The following is a 19,988-nucleotide window of genomic DNA, read 5'->3' as shown; positions in this document are numbered from 1 at the left end:
AGCCCGCAAATGCGTTCGCGACAGAACGGCGCGGCTGACAATAGAGCGAATCCGCGTCCTCCGGACCAGCATTTCGCCACCGTATTATTTCCATTCAGGCAGAAGAAAATGAAAAATCTTGGAATCGGGGTACGCCTTGGCATTGGCTTTGGCGTGGTGCTGCTGCTGTCAACGCTCATGACCGTGTTCAGCATCCTGGGGCTGCAGGACGTGGCCAGCCACACGCACGACATGATGCAGCAGCCGCTGGCCAAGGAGCGGGTCGTCAGCGACTGGTATCGCCTGATGCATACGAGCGTGCGCCGCACCACCGCGGTGGCGCGCAGTGCCGACCCGAGCCTGGGCGCGTTCTTCGCCGCCGAGACAAAGGGGTCGGTCGATGCCATCGCGGCGTTGCGCGACAAGCTCGAGCCGATGCTGTCCTCCGACGCGGAGAAGGCGGCATTCAAGACGATCCAGACCGTGCGCAAGCCGTACAACGACTCGCGCGACAAGATCACCAAGCTCAAGGAAGCCGGCCAGACCGACGAAGCCAACCAGGTGCTCGAGAGCGAGTTCGTGCCCGCCGGCAACGCCTATCTTGCCGAGATCCAGAAGCTGCTCGATATCCAGCGCGCCAGCATTGACCAGACCGCATTGGATATCAACGAGATCTACCTCAGCGCGCGCAATCGCCTGATCGCGCTTGGCGTGCTGGTGCTGGCCATCGGCGTCGCGTTCTCGGTATGGCTGACCGCCGGCATCACCGCGCCGCTGCATCGCGCCGTGGGCTTCGCACGCAAGGTGGCGTCGGGCGACCTGACCAGCCACATCCGCTCGGACAGCAAGGACGAGACCGGCCAGTTGCTGCGCGCCCTGGGCGACATGAATGGCAACATCCTGCGCATCGTGACCCAGGTGCGCACCGGCACCGAATCCATCGCGTCCGGCACGAGCCAGATCGCCGCAGGCAACACGGATCTGTCCCAGCGCACGGAAGAACAAGCGTCGTCACTGCAGGAAACAGCCTCCAGCATGGAGGAGCTGACCAGCATCGTCCGCCAGAACGCGGACAACGCCAAGCAGGCCAGCTCGCTCGCCGTCAACGCCTCCGAGATCGCGATCAAGGGCGGCGCGGTGGTTGGCCAGGTGGTCGACACCATGCAGGAGATCAACGGCGCTTCGCGCAAGGTGGCCGACATCATTGCCGTGATCGAGGGCATTGCCTTCCAGACCAACATCCTCGCCCTGAATGCCGCGGTGGAAGCCGCCCGCGCGGGTGAGCAAGGCCGGGGCTTTGCGGTGGTGGCCGGCGAGGTGCGCAGCCTGGCACAGCGCAGCGCGACCGCCGCCAAGGAGATCAAGTCGCTGATCGGCGACTCGGTCGAGCGCGTGGAAAAGGGCTCGCAACTGGTCACCAAGGCCGGCCAGACCATGGATGAGATCGTGGGCGCGGTAAAACGCGTGACCGACATCATGGGCGAGATCAGCGCCGCCTCGGCCGAGCAGAGCGCCGGCATCGAGCAGGTCAACCAGGCCGTCACCCAGATGGACACGGTGACGCAGCAGAACGCCGCACTGGTGGAGCAAGCCGCGGCCGCCGCGGGATCGCTGGAAGAGCAGGCCCAGCGCCTGAAGGAAGCCGTATCCACGTTCCGCCTCGTGGCTGCCTGAACCGCCAGACCGTCCTGATCCTCCTGCGGCGCGCCGCCAGCGGCCAGCCGCTAACCGGTCACGCAAGCGGAAATGTGGCAGCTGCCGTCGTCTTGTTAAGGACGACGGCATCGTACAGCGCCACCAGCGCTTCTTGAATGGCAGCGGCAATGGCCGGCGTCGAGACCATGCCATCCTCATCCAGCCCGGCGCCCAGCAATGGCACGGTGATCGACGCCGGCTCGATAATGACGGCGGCCATCGTCTTCAAGGTCTCGCGCAGTGCCGCATCGGCATGGTGCGCGCGCGGCGATGCATTGAGCACGGCGACCGGCTTGAAGGCGAACGGCTCGTAGCCCACCAGCCAGTCCAGTGCATTCTTGATCGTGCCGGTCACGCCGTGCGCGTACTCAGGGCTGGCGATCAGCAGCGCATCCGCCTGCGCCACCTCGGTAAAAAAACGTATGACGCTGGCATGCGGACATGCCTCGCCGTCCGGGTTGAACAGCGGCAACTCCCCAAGGCCGCTGAACACGGCGACCGACACATTCGCTGGCGCCAGCCGCGCGGCCGCGCGCAGCAGCGCGGAATTGACGGACACGGCCCGCAGGCTGCCGGATAGCGCAAGTACTTTCATCATTCCCGATTTGCACCGCATGGGTGGTATCTGAGCCAGCGCGCATTCTATGCCGACTGCGCGTGGCTGGCCGCAGCCCTTTGCGCAAGCCCCGATTGCACCAAACCGCCCTGCCCCCTAAACTCCTCTGCCAGTGCCCCGCGCCAGCACCCGCCCAGCCCCTTTGCGGGACCAGAGCGCACTCGACCAGGAGACCATCGATGACCTTTGCCCCCTTGCTGCGTGCCCTCGCGGCTTGCAGCGTGCTTGCCGTGGCGCCTTCGCTCGCCCACGCCGCCGATCCCGTCAGGATCGGGCTGATCGCGCCCTTCTCGGGCAGCTTTGCCGACTATGGCAAGCAGATGGAAGGCGGCATCAAGGCGTTCCAGAAGCTCAATGGCGATACCGTGGCGGGACGCAAGGTGCAGATCATCAGCAAGGACACCACGGGCCCGGCCCCGGATGTGGCAAAGCGGCTGGCACAGGAGCTGGTGGTGCGCGACAAGGTCGACGTGCTGGCCGGCTTCGGCCTCACGCCCGAGGCCCTGGCAGTGGCGCCGATTGCCGAGCAGGCCAGCAAGCCGATGGTGATCTTCAACGCAGCGTCGTCCTCGATCACCACCAAATCCGCGTATATCGCGCGGGTGTCGATGACCTTGCCGCAGATCTCGGCGCCGATGGCCACCTGGGCCATCAAGAACAAGGTGCGCAAGGTAGTGACGCTGGTGGCGGACTACGCGCCGGGGATCGACGCGGAGACCGCGTTCAAGACCAACTTCATCGGCGGCGGCGGACAGGTGGTCGAATCGATCCGGGTGCCGCTGCGCAACCCGGAGTTCGCGCCGTTCATCCAGCGCATCAAGGACGCCAGGCCGGAGGCGGTGTTTCTGTTCCTGCCCGCCGGCGAGCAAGGCGTGGCGTTCATGAAAGGCTTTCGCGAGCGCGGCCTGGCCGAGGCCGGCATCCGCGTGATCGCCACCGGCGACCTGACCGACGACCACGTGCTGCCGGCCATGGGCGACGCCACGCTGGGCGTGATCACGTCGTTCCATTACTCGATGGCGCACGATTCGCCCGAGAACAAGACCTTCCTGAAGGCCTTTGCCGAAGCCAACCCTGGCGCCGGCCGGCCTAACTTCATGGCCGTGGCCGCCTACGACGGCATGCGCGCGATCTACGATGCGTTGAAGAAGACCGGCGGTGCCACCGACGGCGGCAAGTTCGTCGCGGCGCTCAAGGGCATGAAGATCGCCAGCCCGCGCGGCCCGATCATGATCGACCCGGACACCCGCGACGTGGTCCAGACCGTCTATATCCGGCGCGTGGAAAAGGTTGGCGGCGAGCTCCACAACGTGGAGTTCGACAAATTCGACAACATCAAGGATCCGGGGAAGTAGGCCAGGCGGCGCGATGCGGCGGCGAGTCTGCGTGCATTGCGCCTTCACGCTGCGGCAACCACGACGGCGATGGCACGATACGGGCAGGCTGTCTGTGGGCCTCGCGAGACACGCCAGCCTCGCCATCGGGCTGCGCCGCCGCGCCCTGCGCATCCCCGCCATGCTGGTCGTAGCATATCCACATCGCGCGCTGCGGCACTTCGTTGAAGTTGCTGTCGCTGGCGGCCAGCACGCGCGCCCAGACCTCGGGCGTGGAACTGCGCCAGACGCCGCACAGCAGGCGGCGAAAGCGCGGGTCGCGCGCGGCCTCCTGCTCGATGCGGCCGATGAAGGCCGGGCCGTGGTACTCGATCAGGTCTTCAAGCTCGCCGGCGGCAAGTGCGCCAAGTACGCGGGGACTGTCGGTGCGGGCCAGGACTTCCAGCACCAGCCGCCATAACCCTTCGGGGTCGTTGACGCCGAGCCAGTCGCAGGCCTGCCAGACCCAGAACGAGCGCACCTCGTGACGGCCAATGGCCGGGTCGTAGCGGCTGTAACGCTGGATATAGGCGTTGACGAGCCGGTTCTGCTCATGGGTTTCCATAGTTCCCCGTGACTACCCGCCTGCGAAAAATGGGCACTGCCGATGGCCGAAGGCGTCGTTGCCGCCAACGGCCGCCAACGTTCGCCGCCAATCGCCTGCCGCCGGTTGACCATACCGGGGTTGGGCTCAGGCAACCGTCAGCAACCTGTCCAAACTGGCCTTGTCCGCCAGCAGCTCCGCGCTGGTCGACTCAAACACTACCCTGCCGCGATCGAGCACCATCGCACGCCGCGTCATGCCAAGCGCCAGGCGAGCGTGCTGCTCCACCACGATCACAGCCATGCCGCCCTCTTCGATCAAGCGGCGTATCACATGCTGCAATTCCTGAACAATAATAGGCGCCAATCCCTCCATCGGCTCGTCGAGTAATAGCAGGGCCGGGTTTACCATGAGCGCCCGGCCAATCGCGAGCATCTGCTGTTCTCCCCCCGACAACTGGTTGCCCAGGTTTGCGCGCCGTTCCTGCAGTCGGGGAAAGACTTCGTAGACCCGAGCGACATTCCAGTGGCCCGGACGCGCCACCGCCGTCAGGTGTTCCTCCACGGTCAGGGACGGGAACATGCAGCGCTCCTGCGGCACCCATCCCAGGCCGGCGGCGGCGCGCTGGTGCGCCGCCAGCCGCGCCAGGTCGCGCCCGCGCCAGGACAGGCTGCCGCGCCGCTGCCGGGTCAGGCCCATCAACGTCATCAGCAGCGTGCTCTTGCCCACCCCGTTGCGGCCCAGCAAGGCCAGGCTTTCGCCGGCTTCCAGCACCAGGTCGATGCCGTCAAGCACGACGGCGTCGCCATAGCCCGCGCTCAGCCCCTGCACCCGCAGCAGTTCAGTCATGGGCAGCCTGCCCGAGGTATACCTCCCTGACGCGAGGATCGGCGCCGATCTCCGCGGGCGTGCCCTCGGTGAGCACGCGGCCACCCACCAGCACCGTGATGCGCTCGGCAAAGCGGAATACCAGGTCCATGTCGTGCTCGATAAACAGGATGGTGATGCCGCGCGGCAAACCGGCGATCACGCCGAACAGCTCGGCGCTCTCCCCGGCCGGAATGCCCGCCGCGGGTTCATCCAGCAGCAGGATGGCGGGCCGGGTGGCCAGCGCCAGCGCGATTTCCAGCAGACGCTGCTTGCCGTATGGCAGGCTGCGCGTCTCGGTATCGGCCTCGGCGTCCAGGCGCAGGCTGGCCAGCACCGCCATGGCCTCGTCGGCCAGTGCCCGCTGCGCAGCCACGGTGCGATGCCAGATCCGGGTGGCGCCGCTGCGCTCTGCCACCGCCAGCACCACGGATTCGAGCACCGTCAGGCCGGGGAACAAGGTGTTGATCTGGTAGGTCCGGGTCATGCCGCGCCGCACCCGTGCGTGCTGGGGCAATTGCGTGATGTCCTCGTCGCCCAGCCAGATGCTGCCGCTGCTGGCCGGCAAGGCGCCGGTGAGCAGGTTGATGAAGGTGGTCTTGCCGGCGCCGTTAGGCCCGATCAGCGCATGGCGGGCGCCCGGCGCAAACTGCAGGGAGATGTCGCTGTTGGCGGCAAACCCGCCCCAGGACCTGGACAGCCCCTCGGTACGCAGCAACCTGGTCATGGCCGCCTTCCTCCCGGCTTGCGGCGCATGCGGCGGCACAAGGCATCCAGCGCGCCCATCAGCCCGCCACGCGCAAACAGCACGATCACCACCAGCAGCAGGCCAATCCAGAACTGCCAGTACACCGGATTGATGCCTGCCAGCACATCCTGCGCGATCATGAACACGGCCGCCCCGAGCAGTGCGCCGTACAAGCGGCCCGCGCCACCCAGCACCAGCATCACCAGGAGTTCGGCCGAGCGCGGGAAGCCCAGCACATCCATGCCGACGAACTGCGTCGTCTGCGCCAGCAGCCCACCGGCTATGCCGGCCAGCGCCGCCGCCACGGCGAACACCGCGCCCAGGCGGCGCGGCACGTCGACACCCAGCGCCGGCATGCGGCGCGCGCCCTCGCGCATGCCGCGAAGCGACAGCCCGAAGGGAGAAGCCACCAGCCTGCGCACCAGCACGAACAGCAGGAACGTCACCACCAGGCTGTAAAGGTAGGCGGTCTTGCCGAACAGGTCGAACTCGAACAGCCCGAGCAGCGGCGCCATGGTGACGCCCGACAGGCCATCCACGCCGCCGGTCAGGAAAGCCGCCTTGTTGGCCGCCTCGAACAGCATCAAGCCGATGCCCAGCGTGACCATGAGCCGGGTCAGGTCCCCGCCGCGCACCACCAGGAAACTCGCCAGCCAACCCGCCAGGCCGGCCACCGCGCCGGCCGCGAGCAGGCCCGAGACCGGCTCGCCCCAGCCATGCGCGGCGAGCAGCCCGGCGGTGTAAGCGCCCAGGCCGAAGAAGGCCGCATGCCCCAGCGAGACGATCCCGGCGTAGCCCAGCAGCAAATCCAGCGACAGCGCGAAGAGCCCGGTGATCAGCACCTGGCTGCCAAGGATCAGGTAGCCGGGCAGCAAGAAGAACACCGCCACCGGCACCAGCCAGAACACGATCTCGCCAACGCGCCAGCGCCCGTCGGGCAAATGAGTGCGCCGCGCGATCGCGCGATTCGGTACCCCGTCAACGGCGCTCATGCCCGCCTCCCATAGAGACCGGCCGGGAACAGCACCAGCAGCAGCACCATCAGCGCATAGATGACAAAGGCGCCAACCGCCGGCACGTAATACTTGCCTGCCACATCGGCCACGCCCAGCAGCAGCGCCGCCACCAGCGGGCCGCGGATGGTGCCCGCGCCGCCCACGGCCACCACCAGCAGGAAATACACCATGTACTTGAGCGGGAACGACGGATCGAGCCCCAGCACGTCGATGCCCAGCCCGCCGCCCAGCCCGGCCAGCCCGGAGCCAAGCGCGAAGGTCAGGCTGAATACCCGCTCCACATTGATGCCCAGGCCGCGCGCCGCTTGCTGGTTGTCCACCGCCGCGCGCACCTGCGCGCCAAAGCGCGTGCGCGCCACCAGCCAGCCCAGCGCCACGGTGATGACCACCACCACGCCGATCAGGAACAGGCGATAGGCGCCAAGGTCCAGGCCCGCCACGCGCACCTGGCCGAGCAGGACGGCGGGCAGCGCCACCGGCTGCTGGCCCGGCCCGAACACGTAGGTGGCCCCCGCGATCGCCATGAAGGTCAGCCCGATCGAGAACAGCACCTGGTCGAAATGGCTGGCGCGGTACAGGCGCCGGTACAGGGTGCGCTCCAGCACCCAGCCCACCGCCGCGGCCCCCACGAAGGCTAGCGGCAGCGTCGCCAGGAAGGGCACGCCGGCCCGGGTCATCAGCACCACTGCGACGTAGCCGCCGAACATGGCGAACGCGCCGTGCGCCAGGTTGACGAAATTCATCAGGCCCATGGTCACCGACAGCCCTACGCTGATCAGGAACAGCAGGCAACCATAGGCCAGCCCGTCGAACAGCACGCCGAGGAAGCTGGCGATCATCGCAGGCCCTCCGCCGGCCGCGGTGGTGGGCAACCAAGCTTTGTCATGACATCTCCTGGCAGCAGGCCTGCCGGCCCGGCGCCGATGATCGCGCCCTGGGTGCGCATCGTGGTCTCCCGTTTCCCATTTGCCGTTTGCCGTTTTCGTTGCTTGCCTGGCCCGCCGGATGGGCCGTGGCGGCAGCGCCCGGCCCAAGGTGCAGGGCATTGTCAGACGCGCCACTTCACTTTGCAATCAGGGGTTCTTGCGATACGGCGCATGCGGCTGCCAGGAATGCGGCGCCGCTCACGGCGGGAGAATCGCCACGTACGCCAGGCCTGCGGACAGCGCCAGGCACAGGGGGGAATAGACCCGCGTATCCAGCCAGGCAAACGAAGAGCCGGTGATGCGCTTGAAAAAGCCAACCAGCCGAAAATCGCCCACCGCCCTGGCCAGCATGGCCAGCGCGACCAGGCCGATGGCCCATTGCAGGATCGGTCCGGCGCTAGGCGCCGTGGCCAGCCCGGCGCGCGCCCCCACCATCAAGGCCACTGCAGCCAGACCAACGGCCACCAGCAGCGTGCCCGTGCGCGAGGGCGTAAAGGCGGGCACCATCGCGCTCGCCATTGCCGGTGGCGCAATGTCGCCGGCGGCCACCTTGCGCGGCACGCGGGGAACGGCGGCATCCTTTGCCAGGCGCCCGCCCAGCGCCCAGTAAACATGCGCGACGGCAAGCAAGAGGTAGGTGCAGGCGACCAGCAGAGCGACCATGGCGGCAGGATTCCTATTCGTGAGAATATGATACGGACCGAGGCAACAGCTTAAGCTAGCCGGGCCGCTGCGCGGCGCGCAGTGACTAAATGCCGCAGCCCCGGCCGCCGGAATCCGGGCTCGCCAGCAAGGAGATCGTCATGTCATACGATAGACGCCGTTTTCTTGGCCGCGGCGCGCGCCTTGCCGCCGCACTTAGCCTGCCCTGTGGCACCTGGCCCGCAAGCACGCTCGCGGCGCCGCCCGCTGCAGGGCCATTGCGCCGGGCACTGCCCGGCGGCCACGAAACCCTGCCGGTGATCGGCATGGGTACGTCCAACACCTTCAACGTGGGAACGGAACGCGCCGAACGCGCCCCGCTGGCCGACGTCCTGGCCCTGCTGCTGCAAACGCCCGGCTCGGTGATCGACACCGCGCCCAGCTATGGCAGCGCGCAAGGCGTCACCGGCGACCTGCTGCGGGACGCCGATGCGCGCGGCAAGGTCTTCCTGGCCACCAAGATATCCAGCCCGGCCGGCGGCGCGGCGCAGGCGCAATGGACACAGTCGCTGCGCGACCTGCATAGCGATACCGTGGATCTGCTACAGGTCCACAACCTGATCGACTGGCGCGACAACCTGCGCTTTGCACGCCAACTGAAGGATCAGGGCAAGACCCGCCATGTCGGCATCACCCACTACCGCGAGGACGCGCATGAGGCGCTGGCGCAGATCGTGCGCAGCGAACGCCTGGATTTTGTGCAGCTGAACTATTCCCTGGCCGAACGCAATGCCGAGCGCGCGCTGCTGCCGCTGTGCCAGGAGCGCGGCGTGGCCGTGCTGGTCAATCGCCCGTTCCAGGACGGGCGCCTGTTCCGCGCCGTCAAGGACCGGCCGCTGCCGCCCTGGGCCAGCGAGATCGACTGTGCGTCGTGGGGCCAGATCTTCCTGAAATTCATCATCAGCCACCCAGCGGTGACAGCGGCGATCCCCGCCACCTCCAAGCCCCGAAACATGCAGGACAACCTTGGCGCGGGCCTTGGCCGCATGCCCGATGCGCGCCAGCGCGAGCGCATTGCCGCGCTGCTGGCCGCTTGAACCCGGCATGGCAAGCCCCATCCACTCCGCGCACGCCAGGCAGGCCACCCGGCACGGGCTTGGCATCCAGCCAGGTGAAGGCGGCGCCGTCACGGCTGGCTTCCTGTTCTTCTTCTGCCTGTTCGCCAGCTACTTCATGCTGCGCCCGGTGCGAGAGACCATGGGCATCGCCGGCGGCGTGCAAAACCTGCAATGGCTGTTTACCGCCACCTTCGTAGTCATGCTGGTGGCCATCCCGTTCTATGGCTTGTGCAGCGCGCGGCTGCCCCGCCGGCGTTTCGTGCCCTGGGTCTATGCATTCTTTATTGCCAACCTGCTGGGCTTTGCAGTGGCCACGCGTGGCGCGCCGGACAGCATCTGGCTGGCGCGCGCATTCTATGTCTGGCTATCGGTGTTCAACCTGTTCGTGGTGTCGGTGGCCTGGAGCCTGATGGCGGACGTGTTCCGCCCCGGCCAGGCGCGCCGGCTGTTCGGCTTGCTGGCCGCTGGCGCCAGCGCGGGCGGCCTGGCCGGCCCGCTGCTGGGCGGCTGGCTGGTGACGCGCATCGGCCTGACCGGGCTGATGGTGCTGTCGGCAGCGCTGCTCGCGGCCACGCTGCCCGGCGTGGGCTACCTGTTCGGCTGGCGCAAGCGCGCCGGCGCGGGCATGCTGGTGGCGGACGATCCGGTGCCGGCGCAAGACCCGGCCCGGCCCATCGGGGGCGGGCTCTGGGCCGGGCTGACACTGGTGGCGCGGTCCCGTTACCTGCTTGGCATCAGCCTGTTCGTGATCCTGCTGGCCACGGCCAGCACGTTCCTCTACTTCGAGCAGGCCAGGCTGATGGCGCAGACCTTCCCCAGCCGCACGCAGCAGACCCAGGTGTTCAGCGCCATCGATGCCATCGTGCAGGCGCTGACCATCCTGGTGCAGGTGTTCCTGTCGGGGCGCATCGCCAGGCGCTATGGCGTGGCCTCACTGCTCACGGCGGTGCCGCTGGCGGTGGCGGCTGGCTTCCTGGTGCTGGCGCTGTGGCCCACCTTCGCCGTGCTGGCCGGCGCGATGATCCTGCGCCGCGTGGGGGAATACGCCTTGTTGCGCCCGGGGCGGGAGATGCTGTTTACCGTGGTGGATGCACAGACCAAGTACAAGGCGAAGAATGTGATCGACACCGCCGTCTATCGCGCCGGCGATGCCGTCAGTGCCTGGTTCAAGACCGCCATCGATGGGCTTTCCGGTCACCCGGCCGTGGTGGCGTGCACCGGCGCCGCGCTGGCGCTGGGATGGGCGTGGCTGGGATGGTGGCTTGGCCGACGGCATGAAGGCCAGGCCGGGAACGCGCCGGCGGCGGCCCGCACCGGCATGACCCCGGTGTCGCATGATGGCAGCGGCGCTTGAGTGGCCTGGTTATCAAGCAGGAAGCTGCAAGCACGATACGCGAATCAGGCTTTGTCCTACACCGCATCCACCGTCACAGTGCGGATAATTGTGACTGTTGTGACGGATTATTTTTTGAGGAGCATCGATGAAACCCGGAATTCCAAGCCTCAAGGCAGCCGCGCTGGCAGCCGCCCTTGCCCTGGGCGGCATCGCCCACGCCCAGCTTGCACCGCCGCAGCCGCAGCAGCCACAGGGCGAGCGGGCCACGGCAACGCCCATGCCGGCCCAGCCTGCGCGCCACAAGAAGCATAAGCACAAGCACCATCACAAGAAGGCGCCGCCGCAGGCCGCCCCGGGCGCCGACGCTGCACCGCCTGCGGCCCCGCAATCGCCGCCGCCGCGCCCTGCACCCTGATCGGCGTGATCACGGTGATATCGGCGTTACATCTGCTAACCGCGCCAGTCCCTTGCACAGACACCTGACCGCTACGATGACGTCATGGCCAGCCGCCCTCGCTGGCCGTCACCAGGAGTCAGTCATGCGCAACACTCATCGTGCCATCCGCGTCATCGGCGCCGGTATCGTCGCCGCCGCGCTGCTGGCCGCAGGACCCGCTTCGGCACGTGACCGCTACCGCGATGGCGGCTACCACGGCGGCGACGGTTCGGCCGGTGCGGTAGCGCTCGCCATCGGCGCCCTGGTCGGACTGGCCGTGATCGGCACCGCCGTGGCCAGCCAGCCGGTCGTTGTCGCCGCGCCACCTCAGCCCGCATATGGCCCCCCGCCGGGATACTGCTATCGGGATTACGATCGCGCGTACGTGCCATGCGCGCCGCAGCCGGCGCCCTATTACTATCAGCAGGCACCGCAGCCGCAATACCAGGGATATCAAGGGTACTGAGCGCAGCTACCGCCAGGCACCACCCTGGTCCCCCATCGTCAGCATCTGCCGGATCGCCTGCCCGGTGCGTAGCCGGCCGAAGCCATCATTGATGTCTTCGAGCCGGAGCGTGCCGGTCAGCAAACGGTCCGCCGGCAGCGTGCCCTGGTGGTACGGCGCGATATGCGCGCGAGGCGCCCGCCACCAGCGCGGCACCACCGGGACCAGTGCCGCGGAGCGCCTTGGTGATGCATCGAATTTTCATTCAATGAAAATACTTAGCCGTTGTTTGACCTTCAAACCGGCTCATGCATAAGATCATCCAAAATAGATTTCACTCAACGAAATGTTGCGGCGCACCTGCGCACACGGCATGACCACCGGGCACAGCCGTCACGGCAGCGCCTGCGAGGAGACAACGATGCACCGACGTGCCACCCTGCGCCTGGCCGCCATGGCCTGCGCCGCCCTGTGCGCCCAGCTTGCGCTGCCGGCGCGGGCTGCGGACAACTACCCCACCAAGCCGCTGCGGCTGGTGGTGCCTTTCACCCCCGGTGGCACCACCGACATCCTCGCGCGCCTGCTGGCGCAGAAGCTGGGCGAGGCGCTGGGACAAACCGTGGTGGTGGACAACCGGCCCGGCGCCGGCGGCAACATCGGCGCCGAGGCCGTGGCCAAGGCCGCCCCGGACGGCTACACGCTGCTGATGGGCACGCTAGGCACCCAGGTCACCAACCAGTTCCTCTACGCGCGCATGCCGTATGACTCGGCCAAGGACTTCGCGCCGGTGACGCTGGTCGCCAACTCGCCCAACGTGCTGCTGACCAATGCCACGCTGCCGGTCAAATCGGTGGCCGAACTGATCGCGCTGGCCAGGCAGCGCCCGGGCGGCCTCAACTACGCCTCCACCAGTACCGGCGGCTCGCCGCACCTGTCCGGCGAATTGCTCGACAGCATGGCCGGCGTGAAGATGCAGCACGTGCCGTACAAGGGCGCGGCGCCCGCCATGACCGACCTGCTGGCGGGCCAGGTCAACCTCATGTTCGACAACCTGCCCTCGGCGCTGGCGCAAATCCAGGCCGGCAAGGTGCGCGCACTGGCGGTAACCAGCCCGCAGCGCTCGCCCATCCTGCCCGATGTGCCCACCGTGGCGGAATCCGGCTTGCCCGGCTACGTGGTGAACTCGTGGTTCGGCCTGCTGGCCCCTGCCGGCACGCCGAGCGCGCTGGTGGCGCGCCTGCAGCAAACGGTGGCCAAGGTGCTGGCCACGCCCGAGGTCAAGCAGCGCATCGAGCAGCTTGGCGCGGTGCCTGGCGGCGACTCTCCCGCCGCCTTCGCCGCGGTGATCCGCGCCGATACCGAGAAATGGGCGCGCGTGATCAAGAGCGCAGGCATCCAGGCCCAGTAAGACCAGGATTCCACGCAAAACAACAAACCAAGGATCCCGTCATGGCAACCAAGACCCTGCGCATTGGCTCAGGCTCCGGCTGGTGGGGCGACCGCGTCGAACCCGCGGCCCTGAGCGCGCAGCACGGCAAGCTCGATTTCCTCTGCTTCGAAACCATGGCCGAGGCCACCGTCTGCGCCGCGCAGGTGCGAAAACGCCGCGACCCCGCCTTCGAAGGCTACGACACCTACCTCGACGAGCGCATGCGCGCCGTGCTGCCGCACTGCATCGCCAACGGCACGCGCATCGTCAGCAACCAGGGCTGGATCAATCCACTGGGCGCGGCGCGGCGCATCGCGCAGCTGTGCGCAGAGCTCGGCCTGCCCCGCGTGAAGATCGCGGCCATCACCACCACCGACCTGACCGGCACCATCTGCGACCAGCCGCTGGAGATCCTGGAGACCGGCGCGCCCATCGCCACCCTGCGCGGCTCGCTGATCTCGGCCGAGCCGTATGAGGGCGCGGAGCCGATCGTGCGCGCGCTGCAATGCGGTGCGCAGATCGTGGTGACGGGCCGCGTGGCCGATCCTTCCCTGTTTCTCGCGCCGATGATGCATGCGTTCGGATGGCAACCTGACGAGACCGAATTGCTCGCGCGCGGCAGCGCCATCGGGCATTTGCTGGAATGCGGCGCGCAGGTGACCGGTGGCTATTTTGGCGACCCGGGCTACAAGGACGTGCCCGAGCCGTGGAACCTGGCCTTCCCGATTGCCGAGGTGGACGTGAGCGGCACGGCCGTGATTTCCAAGGTGGCGGGCACCGGTGGGCGCATCGACCTGCAAACCGTCAAGGAGCAGATGTTCTACGAGGTGCACGACCCGCGCCGCTACATCACGCCGGACGTGGTCGTGGATTTCACCACGGCGCAACTGGAGCAGGTTGCGCCCGACCAGGTGCGCATGAGCGGCATCAGCGGATCACCGCGCACGCCCACGCTCAAGGTCTCGCTTGGCTGCACGGAGGGCTTTATCGGCGAGGACATGTTCTTCTACGCCGGCCCCGGCTGCCTGGAAAAAGCGCGGCTGGCCAAGACCATCCTGGCGCACCGGTTCGCGCTGGCGGGGCTGGACGCGCAAGCGCTGCGCATCGACTTTCTCGGCGTCAACGCCATTCACGGCGAGGCCTCCCCGGCGCCGGCCTGCGAGCCCAACGAGATTGCCGTGCGCGTGGCCGCGCGCACCCTCACCCGCGCGCAGGCCGCCAAGGTCGGCCGCGAGATCGACAGCATGGCCGTGTGCGGCCTGGCCTCCACCGGCAAGCGCGTGCCGCACCAAGAGCGCACGCGCGAGATCATCGGCGTGTGGTCGGCCCTGGTGCCGCGCGCGCAGGTCAGTTCCGAGATCCATTTCCTTTGATCCGTTTCCTCCGGTCCCTTACCTTCGATCCGCAGCGAGGCACATCCCATGAAAGTTCCGCTAAGGCGCATGGCACATACGCGGTCCGGCGACAAGGGCGATATCTCGAACACCTCGGTGATCGCCTACGACGCCGCGTTCTACCCGTATCTCAAGGCGCAGCTCACCGCCCAAGCCTTCAAGAGCCTGTATGGCGGCGTGGTCACCGGCGAGGTCGATCGTTTTGAGGCCGATGGCTTGCAAGTGCTCAACTTCGTCGCGCATGGCGCGCTAGGGGGCGGCGTGTCGCGCAGCCTGGCGCTGGACAACTATGGCAAGGCGCTGGCCAGCGCGGTACTGCGGTTCGAGGTAGAGGTGCCGCAGGCCTTGGCCCCATTGTTGCGCGGACCGGCGTAGGCAGGCCTCGCTCCGGCTGGACTCCTTGAAGAACTTGCGATCCGCAACTACTATGGTTGCGATACACAACCAATGGAGCCGCCATGGATATCGTCGAGCCCCTGCCCGAGCCGCGTGATGCCACGATCGCCGCGCTCAGGGTGTTCTCCAGAAAGCTGGTCCGCGAGCTCGGCTTCATGCGGACCACGCTGGCCGATAGCCAGCTTGCGCCCTCCGCGGTGCACGCCATCATCGAGATCGGGCTGGCGCCGGGGCTGCAGGCGCGCGATCTGGCCAGTATCCTGCGGCTCGACAAGTCCAATACAAGCCGGCAGCTCGCCAAGCTCGAATCGTTGGGTCTGGTCGCACGCACGGCCTCGACCGATGATGCGCGCGCATCCCATCTGAACCTGACCGACGCCGGCAGGCACTTGCACCACCAGATCGATGGCTTTGCCACGGAACAAGTCTCCAGTGCATTGCGGCGGCTGACTCCGGCCGACCAGCAAGTGCTGGTCCGGTCCCTGTCGGTCTATGCGGATGCGCTTGCTGCGGACAACGCGCAAAAGACCACCGGGGACGATGCCGGCGTGCGCAGCGCGATCCAGGAAGGCTACCGGCCGGGCTGCATCGGCGACATCGCCAGCCTGCATGCCCGCTTCTACTCGCAACTGGTGGGATTCGGCAGCTTCTTCGAACACAAGGTGGCCACCGAGCTGGCTGGTTTCGTGACCAGCCTGCCATCGCCGGACAGGCAACTGTGGCTGTGCGTGGAAGGCGGCCGGTCGCTGGCCAGCATCGCCATCGATGGCGAACCGGGCGGGCTCGCCCACCTGCGCTGGTTTATCGTCGACAACGCCTTGCGCGGCACCGGCGTCGGACGCCAGTTGCTGGAGCGCGCGCTGGATTTCGCGGATGCGCGCTACAGGCAAACCTACCTGTGGACCTTCAAGGGCCTCGACGCGGCGCGCCATCTCTATGAGTCCCACGGGTTTCAACTTGCGCAGGAGGCGCCGGGCGAGCAATGGGGGGCCGCCGTGACGGAGCAACGCTTTGTGCGCCATGCCGCCAAGGGATGATGGTTGCTCAACCGTGGCCGCAGCGAGGCTGAGCGGCCCGCTTGCCGGCTTGCCGGCTTACTCGCGGCCGGCCAGCTCCAGCGCAAACACAACGCGCTGCAGCCACCTGGCGGCCTGAGCATCCATCTGGCCAAAGTGGCAGCCAAAATGGTGGTGCGCCTCGTCGCCGCGCCAGGCCTTCCGATGGCGCACCACCTGCAATGCCAGGTTCAACCCGCCCAGCTCGCCAAGGTCCAGATGGCATTCAGCGATCCAGGTTCCGACCGGCAACCGCTGCGGGCCGACACTGCGGGAGCGCAAGCCCACGCCGGACACCGACACGTCAGCCACTTCCATCTCCACGAGCTGGCCGTCGCTGAGCAGGATCTGGCAGCGGCACTGCTTTTCCTCCTGCGGGCGGACGCGAAAATGCCTGCGGCGCGGGACTTGATAGATCCCGGTCGGGTAAGGAGCGAGAAACGCCGGTCCGCCGTCGAAACGGGTAACGGCGGCAGAAGCGATGCGGAACTGGAACGTGATGTCGCCCATCGAGGCCGAGGCCGCCATATCGCTGGCGTTCAGGATTGCCTCCAGTTCCACGCCATTGCGGCACCACGCGAGCACGCAGGTGCCTTTGGATGGATCGATGAACAGAAAGCTTGAAGCCACCCGGCACTGCTGCGCAGGATGGAGATGGAGCCGGATGCGCTTGCGAACCAGATCCTGCAGGATCTCAAGTACCTGGTCCGGATCGCTGATCCGCTCGACATCGCCGTTTGCCGCCAATGGAAACGGCAAGGACGTGCCTATGGCTGCCGAGGCCATGGTGGTGGTGCCGGGTGGCCCGGGAGCATTGCCGCGCGCGCGCTACGATTCATCGCAACTCACTCATTCAAGACATTGGATATTGGATCGGACAACGCTGCGCGCATCCAGCTTCGAGGCTGCACTTCCCTGCTTTGTATCATTCGTTCATTCGTTCATTCGTTCATTCGTTCATTCGTTCATTCGTTTACTCGTTTGCATGCCGACGGCTCTAACGGCATTGCGAGCACGTTCTTTAGGCATCCGCGCGCGCTTGCCCGGACTAAAGATTGGCAGATTCCTGCCGTTAGGCAACGTTTAGCAGCCATGCTTGCGGCCGCCTTCGCCTGCCAGCCACACCAGCCCATGAATAGACTTGATCCCGCTTCGATAGACCCGCCGTCACCGGATGGATACCAGCACGCGCTTGCGGATGAGATCCATGACATGCTGGATATCCTGGCTACGCAGGAGCGCTACCTCGACTTGCGCTTGCCGGATGGGCGCACCCTGCGCTCGCGGGTGTTGTTCGTGGATGCCGCAGCGCGCGAGTTTACGCTTGAAGGATGCGAGAGCGAATCCGATAACCAGGCGGTACTGGCCAGCGCACAGAGCGAGCTTTCGACCGTGTTCGACGATGTCTCGGTCACGCTTGCCCTGGGCGCCGCGAAACGCTGCGTGTTCGACGGCGCTACCGCCTTCGCCGTGCCGCTCCCGGAGATGCTGTCCCAGGTGCAGCGGCGGCGCAACTACCGGGCAGAGACGCTCGACTATAACTACACGTTCGAGGCCGCATTGCCTGACGGCACCGCACTCATCCTGGACATTGCCGACCTGTCGGCTTGCGGCGTGGGCCTGCGCTCGCGCACGCCGGGGACAACCGCGCTGGCCGTCGGGACGGTGCTCCCCAGAGGCATCCTCAGCTTTGGCTCGCTGGCCAGGCTCGAGGTCAGCGTGCGCGTAATGCGTCACCAACTGGTGCATACAGCCGATGATGTGGTACACCACTACGGCTGCGAATTCGTCGCGTTCGATCAGGCTGCCTTGCTCGCCTGAGTCCCCTCCCGGAGCCATCCATGTACCACTCGCATCGCCTCTTCGGCGCCCTGCTGCTTTCGATGTGCTCGCTGACGGCAACGGCACGCGACTCGCTGTGCACGAAGGACGAACAAGTTGCGTTCTCCTGCGCCGTCAAGGGCAACAAGCTTGTATCGCTGTGCGCGTCGCCGGACCTGTCCAAAACCAAGGGGTATGTGCAGTACCGCTTTGGCAAGAAGGGCGCCGTCGAACTGGCGTACCCGAAACTCACGGATGATCCGCGCAAGCACTTCCGCTGGGGTGTCACGGCCTACTCCGGCGGCGGCACCGATTACTTCAGGTTCTCCAACGGCGGCTACGACTACGTGGTCTATGCCGGCAGCGGCAAGGGCTGGGAGAAGGAGGGGCTGGTCGTGGAAAAAGACCAGAAACGCATCGCCAGCCTGCCTTGTCGCGATGGCGGGCTGGGGCCCGACAACTGGGCGGTGATGTATTCCGCAGGCTTGCCGGAACTGGACCAGGGCAAGCCGGCGGAACAGTTCGACATGCCTTGAGGCACGCCAGCTCAGAGACGCACCGCGCCGACGAACTACTGCGCTATTGCGCTATTGCACTCTTGCACTAGTCTCCCAGCGCCCGGCGCGCCCATGCACCCGTGATGCGCCGCGCCTCTTCCTTTAGCCGGCGCGCCATCTTCGCCTCGCGAGACAAGATCCGCTCGCTCAGTGCCGCCACGCTCAACGCGCCCAGCGGGCGGCCCTCGTAGTCAAGCAGCGGCACGGCGATGCCGCCCATCTTGTCGACCACCCAATCCAGGAACAAGGCATGGCCGCGCGCACGGGCGGCCTCGATCTGCTCGCCGATCACCTCGGCCGTGAGGCGCGGGTAACGTGCGCATTGCGCCTTGCCAAGCCGGGTCCGCGCGGCGCGCTCGGCTTCCGGCATCCAGGCCAGTACCGCCAGGCTGCCTGCGCCCACCCCGAGCGGGCGGCGTGTGCCGATCTCGACATAGTTGGCGCGAATCGGGAACGTGCCCAGCTCGATATCCGCCACCACCGATTCGCCCCGGCTGGCCAGGGTCAGCACGGCGGTATCCTCGAACTCCTCCACCAGCCGCTCCAGGCTCGGCCGCGCCAGCGCGCGCAGGTCGACCCGGCGCTGGGCCACGTCGGCCAGCTGGAATATCTCCGGGCCGATGCCAAAGCGCCGGCTGGCATCGCGAGTGACAAAGCCTTCCGCCACCAGCAACTCCAGCAGGCGCGACGCGGTGGCCGGGTCCAGCCCGGTGGCGCGCGCCACGTCGGACAGGCGGCGCACTTGCGGGTCGGACAGGGCTCGCAGGATCCAGAGGGCGCGTTGCACTGGCGAGGCGCGGGAGGTGCGGGAGGTGCGCTCGGCGTCGTGACTCACGTCCGGTCCGTGCTGGTGGTAGGCGAGGCGGACAGGCAATACGGCAAGGACATTGAGCTCGGGCGGCAACGCGTGGGTGGAACCGGCATTTAAGCCGCAGCCGCCGGCCCGGTCAACCAAGCCGGCCAGTCAACCCACGTTTTTGGCCAAACAGCGGGCGCCCAGGGCCAAATCCGCCGCTTCAGGCATCCATGGCCAGCCGGATCGACGTATAGTCTCTGCTGACGAAAGATGCCGCGCCCGGGCTTGCACCGCGCGGCGCCGACTTACGTCCCCGGACATCGGGCCGGCGCCCTGGCTGCCAGCCACTATCAAGGAAAACCATCATGAAGACCAAAGCTGCAATCGCCTGGAAAGCCGGCGCCCCGCTGACCGTGGAAGAAGTCGACCTGGACGGCCCGCGCGCTGGCGAAGTGCTGGTGGAGATCAAGGCCACGGGTATTTGCCATACCGACTACTACACCCTGTCGGGCGCCGACCCGGAGGGCATCTTCCCGGCCATCCTGGGTCACGAAGGCGCCGGCATCGTCACCGACGTGGGCCCGGGCGTGACCTCGCTCAAGCCGGGCGACCACGTGATCCCCCTCTACACGCCGGAATGCCGCCAGTGCAAGTTCTGCCTGTCGCGCAAGACCAACCTTTGCCAGGCCATTCGCTCGACCCAGGGCAAGGGCCTGATGCCTGACGGTACCTCGCGCTTTTCCATCGATGGCAAGCCGATCTTCCATTACATGGGCACCTCCACCTTTGCCAACCACAT

The 19,988-nt window shown here is 67.1% G+C and carries 22 protein-coding genes; 13 read left to right on the top strand and 9 right to left on the bottom strand.

Annotated elements, in window-relative coordinates; all coding sequences use genetic code 11:
* Positions 1-108: 108 nt before the first annotated feature.
* Entirely contained in the window at positions 109-1,653 is a 1,545-nt protein-coding gene (locus AC1RWI_RS15385) for a methyl-accepting chemotaxis protein (RefSeq protein ID WP_043354989.1), read from the top strand.
* Between the two features lie 58 nt (positions 1,654-1,711).
* Here AC1RWI_RS15385 and AC1RWI_RS15380 read toward each other — a convergent pair whose 3' ends face one another.
* Positions 1,712-2,272, bottom strand: a complete 561-nt coding sequence (locus AC1RWI_RS15380; protein ID WP_201777395.1) for an NADPH-dependent FMN reductase — start codon at positions 2,270-2,272, stop codon at positions 1,712-1,714.
* A gap of 197 nt (positions 2,273-2,469) precedes the next feature.
* On the opposite strand from AC1RWI_RS15380, the gene AC1RWI_RS15375 reads away from it, so the two are divergent.
* Complete coding sequence (locus AC1RWI_RS15375) at positions 2,470-3,645, top strand: ABC transporter substrate-binding protein (protein ID WP_492867289.1); 1,176 nt, start codon at positions 2,470-2,472, stop codon at positions 3,643-3,645.
* Here AC1RWI_RS15375 and AC1RWI_RS15370 read toward each other — a convergent pair.
* The 6 genes from AC1RWI_RS15370 to AC1RWI_RS15345 form a co-directional block, all read right to left on the bottom strand.
* Positions 3,626-4,228, bottom strand: coding sequence for a DUF6869 domain-containing protein (locus AC1RWI_RS15370; protein WP_052495044.1), 603 nt, complete (start codon positions 4,226-4,228; stop codon positions 3,626-3,628). The two genes, AC1RWI_RS15375 and AC1RWI_RS15370, sit on opposite strands and share 20 nt — an antisense overlap.
* 126 nt (positions 4,229-4,354) lie before the next feature.
* A complete protein-coding gene (locus AC1RWI_RS15365; protein WP_492867287.1) occupies positions 4,355-5,056 on the bottom strand; it encodes an ABC transporter ATP-binding protein in 702 nt (233 codons plus the stop codon).
* Positions 5,049-5,801: an ABC transporter ATP-binding protein gene (locus tag AC1RWI_RS15360; RefSeq protein WP_492867285.1), complete on the bottom strand. Its 753-nt coding sequence runs from the start codon at positions 5,799-5,801 to the stop codon at positions 5,049-5,051. Before AC1RWI_RS15360 ends, AC1RWI_RS15365 begins: the two co-directional genes overlap by 8 nt.
* A complete protein-coding gene (locus AC1RWI_RS15355; protein ID WP_492867283.1) occupies positions 5,798-6,814 on the bottom strand; it encodes a branched-chain amino acid ABC transporter permease in 1,017 nt (338 codons plus the stop codon). The genes AC1RWI_RS15360 and AC1RWI_RS15355 overlap by 4 nt, the downstream gene beginning before the upstream one ends.
* Positions 6,811-7,677 carry a branched-chain amino acid ABC transporter permease gene (locus AC1RWI_RS15350; protein ID WP_492867281.1) on the bottom strand — a complete coding sequence of 289 codons (867 nt, stop codon included), beginning with the start codon at positions 7,675-7,677 and terminating at the stop codon, positions 6,811-6,813. The genes AC1RWI_RS15355 and AC1RWI_RS15350 overlap by 4 nt, the downstream gene beginning before the upstream one ends.
* A gap of 285 nt (positions 7,678-7,962) precedes the next feature.
* A complete protein-coding gene (locus tag AC1RWI_RS15345; RefSeq protein ID WP_492867279.1) occupies positions 7,963-8,427 on the bottom strand; it encodes a DUF3995 domain-containing protein in 465 nt (154 codons plus the stop codon).
* 140 nt (positions 8,428-8,567) lie between these two features.
* Between AC1RWI_RS15345 and AC1RWI_RS15340 the strand changes: the two genes are divergently transcribed.
* The 8 genes from AC1RWI_RS15340 to AC1RWI_RS15305 all read left to right on the top strand — a co-directional run bounded on the left by AC1RWI_RS15340 (position 8,568) and on the right by AC1RWI_RS15305 (position 15,997).
* The gene (locus AC1RWI_RS15340) at positions 8,568-9,503 is read left to right on the top strand and encodes an aldo/keto reductase (protein ID WP_492867277.1); all 936 of its coding nucleotides are present in this window, start codon (positions 8,568-8,570) and stop codon (positions 9,501-9,503) included.
* A gap of 7 nt (positions 9,504-9,510) precedes the next feature.
* A complete protein-coding gene (locus AC1RWI_RS15335) occupies positions 9,511-10,878 on the top strand; it encodes an NTP/NDP exchange transporter (protein WP_492867275.1) in 1,368 nt (455 codons plus the stop codon).
* A 127-nt stretch (positions 10,879-11,005) separates the two neighbouring features.
* Positions 11,006-11,275, top strand: coding sequence for a hypothetical protein (locus tag AC1RWI_RS15330; protein ID WP_043354977.1), 270 nt, complete (start codon positions 11,006-11,008; stop codon positions 11,273-11,275).
* 124 nt (positions 11,276-11,399) lie between these two features.
* The gene (locus AC1RWI_RS15325; protein WP_043354975.1) at positions 11,400-11,762 is read left to right on the top strand and encodes a hypothetical protein; all 363 of its coding nucleotides are present in this window, start codon (positions 11,400-11,402) and stop codon (positions 11,760-11,762) included.
* Between the two features lie 400 nt (positions 11,763-12,162).
* Positions 12,163-13,149, top strand: coding sequence for a Bug family tripartite tricarboxylate transporter substrate binding protein (locus tag AC1RWI_RS15320; RefSeq protein WP_492867272.1), 987 nt, complete (start codon positions 12,163-12,165; stop codon positions 13,147-13,149).
* Positions 13,150-13,190: 41 nt separating this feature from the next.
* A complete protein-coding gene (locus AC1RWI_RS15315) occupies positions 13,191-14,543 on the top strand; it encodes an acyclic terpene utilization AtuA family protein (protein WP_043354969.1) in 1,353 nt (450 codons plus the stop codon).
* A 48-nt stretch (positions 14,544-14,591) separates the two neighbouring features.
* Positions 14,592-14,939: an AtuA-related protein gene (locus AC1RWI_RS15310; protein ID WP_492867270.1), complete on the top strand. Its 348-nt coding sequence runs from the start codon at positions 14,592-14,594 to the stop codon at positions 14,937-14,939.
* A gap of 83 nt (positions 14,940-15,022) precedes the next feature.
* A complete protein-coding gene (locus tag AC1RWI_RS15305) occupies positions 15,023-15,997 on the top strand; it encodes a bifunctional helix-turn-helix transcriptional regulator/GNAT family N-acetyltransferase (protein WP_043354965.1) in 975 nt (324 codons plus the stop codon).
* A gap of 57 nt (positions 15,998-16,054) precedes the next feature.
* Here AC1RWI_RS15305 and AC1RWI_RS15300 read toward each other — a convergent pair whose 3' ends face one another.
* Positions 16,055-16,801 carry a flagellar brake protein gene (locus AC1RWI_RS15300; RefSeq protein WP_063778465.1) on the bottom strand — a complete coding sequence of 249 codons (747 nt, stop codon included), beginning with the start codon at positions 16,799-16,801 and terminating at the stop codon, positions 16,055-16,057.
* Between the two features lie 306 nt (positions 16,802-17,107).
* Between AC1RWI_RS15300 and AC1RWI_RS15295 the strand changes: the two genes are divergently transcribed.
* Together AC1RWI_RS15295 and AC1RWI_RS15290 are read left to right on the top strand one after the other, a co-directional pair.
* Positions 17,108-17,836, top strand: a complete 729-nt coding sequence (locus tag AC1RWI_RS15295; protein WP_492867267.1) for a flagellar brake protein — start codon at positions 17,108-17,110, stop codon at positions 17,834-17,836.
* 20 nt (positions 17,837-17,856) lie between these two features.
* Positions 17,857-18,372, top strand: a complete 516-nt coding sequence (locus AC1RWI_RS15290; RefSeq protein WP_052495041.1) for a hypothetical protein — start codon at positions 17,857-17,859, stop codon at positions 18,370-18,372.
* 67 nt (positions 18,373-18,439) lie between these two features.
* Here AC1RWI_RS15290 and AC1RWI_RS15285 read toward each other — a convergent pair whose 3' ends face one another.
* The gene (locus AC1RWI_RS15285; protein ID WP_492867265.1) at positions 18,440-19,228 is read right to left on the bottom strand and encodes an IclR family transcriptional regulator; all 789 of its coding nucleotides are present in this window, start codon (positions 19,226-19,228) and stop codon (positions 18,440-18,442) included.
* Between the two features lie 326 nt (positions 19,229-19,554).
* Here AC1RWI_RS15285 and AC1RWI_RS15280 point away from each other — a divergent pair.
* The coding region (locus AC1RWI_RS15280; RefSeq protein WP_492867263.1) for an alcohol dehydrogenase catalytic domain-containing protein at positions 19,555-19,988 on the top strand (434 nt) is incomplete at its 3' end.

Source organism: Cupriavidus sp. MPR-AND1C (assembly GCF_058809705.1).
This window is presented reverse-complemented; position numbering and strand designations above follow the sequence as displayed.

Bases quoted from the DNA above. Each gene is read 5' to 3' on its own strand.
- AC1RWI_RS15360 (WP_492867285.1), bottom strand. From the start codon at position 5,801: ATGACCAGGTTGCTGCGTACCGAGGGGCTGTCCAGGTCCTGGGGCGGG.
- AC1RWI_RS15330 (WP_043354977.1), top strand. From the start codon at position 11,006: ATGAAACCCGGAATTCCAAGCCTCAAGGCAGCCGCGCTGGCAGCCGCC.
- AC1RWI_RS15365 (WP_492867287.1), bottom strand. From the start codon at position 5,056: ATGACTGAACTGCTGCGGGTGCAGGGGCTGAGCGCGGGCTATGGCGAC.
- AC1RWI_RS15295 (WP_492867267.1), top strand. From the start codon at position 17,108: ATGCTTGCGGCCGCCTTCGCCTGCCAGCCACACCAGCCCATGAATAGA.
- AC1RWI_RS15345 (WP_492867279.1), bottom strand. From the start codon at position 8,427: ATGGTCGCTCTGCTGGTCGCCTGCACCTACCTCTTGCTTGCCGTCGCG.
- AC1RWI_RS15310 (WP_492867270.1), top strand. From the start codon at position 14,592: ATGAAAGTTCCGCTAAGGCGCATGGCACATACGCGGTCCGGCGACAAG.
- AC1RWI_RS15370 (WP_052495044.1), bottom strand. From the start codon at position 4,228: ATGGAAACCCATGAGCAGAACCGGCTCGTCAACGCCTATATCCAGCGT.
- AC1RWI_RS15315 (WP_043354969.1), top strand. From the start codon at position 13,191: ATGGCAACCAAGACCCTGCGCATTGGCTCAGGCTCCGGCTGGTGGGGC.
- AC1RWI_RS15380 (WP_201777395.1), bottom strand. From the start codon at position 2,272: ATGATGAAAGTACTTGCGCTATCCGGCAGCCTGCGGGCCGTGTCCGTC.
- AC1RWI_RS15385 (WP_043354989.1), top strand. From the start codon at position 109: ATGAAAAATCTTGGAATCGGGGTACGCCTTGGCATTGGCTTTGGCGTG.
- AC1RWI_RS15335 (WP_492867275.1), top strand. From the start codon at position 9,511: ATGGCAAGCCCCATCCACTCCGCGCACGCCAGGCAGGCCACCCGGCAC.
- AC1RWI_RS15320 (WP_492867272.1), top strand. From the start codon at position 12,163: ATGCACCGACGTGCCACCCTGCGCCTGGCCGCCATGGCCTGCGCCGCC.
- AC1RWI_RS15325 (WP_043354975.1), top strand. From the start codon at position 11,400: ATGCGCAACACTCATCGTGCCATCCGCGTCATCGGCGCCGGTATCGTC.
- AC1RWI_RS15350 (WP_492867281.1), bottom strand. From the start codon at position 7,677: ATGATCGCCAGCTTCCTCGGCGTGCTGTTCGACGGGCTGGCCTATGGT.
- AC1RWI_RS15375 (WP_492867289.1), top strand. From the start codon at position 2,470: ATGACCTTTGCCCCCTTGCTGCGTGCCCTCGCGGCTTGCAGCGTGCTT.
- AC1RWI_RS15305 (WP_043354965.1), top strand. From the start codon at position 15,023: ATGGATATCGTCGAGCCCCTGCCCGAGCCGCGTGATGCCACGATCGCC.
- AC1RWI_RS15290 (WP_052495041.1), top strand. From the start codon at position 17,857: ATGTACCACTCGCATCGCCTCTTCGGCGCCCTGCTGCTTTCGATGTGC.
- AC1RWI_RS15355 (WP_492867283.1), bottom strand. From the start codon at position 6,814: ATGAGCGCCGTTGACGGGGTACCGAATCGCGCGATCGCGCGGCGCACT.
- AC1RWI_RS15340 (WP_492867277.1), top strand. From the start codon at position 8,568: ATGTCATACGATAGACGCCGTTTTCTTGGCCGCGGCGCGCGCCTTGCC.
- AC1RWI_RS15300 (WP_063778465.1), bottom strand. From the start codon at position 16,801: ATGGCCTCGGCAGCCATAGGCACGTCCTTGCCGTTTCCATTGGCGGCA.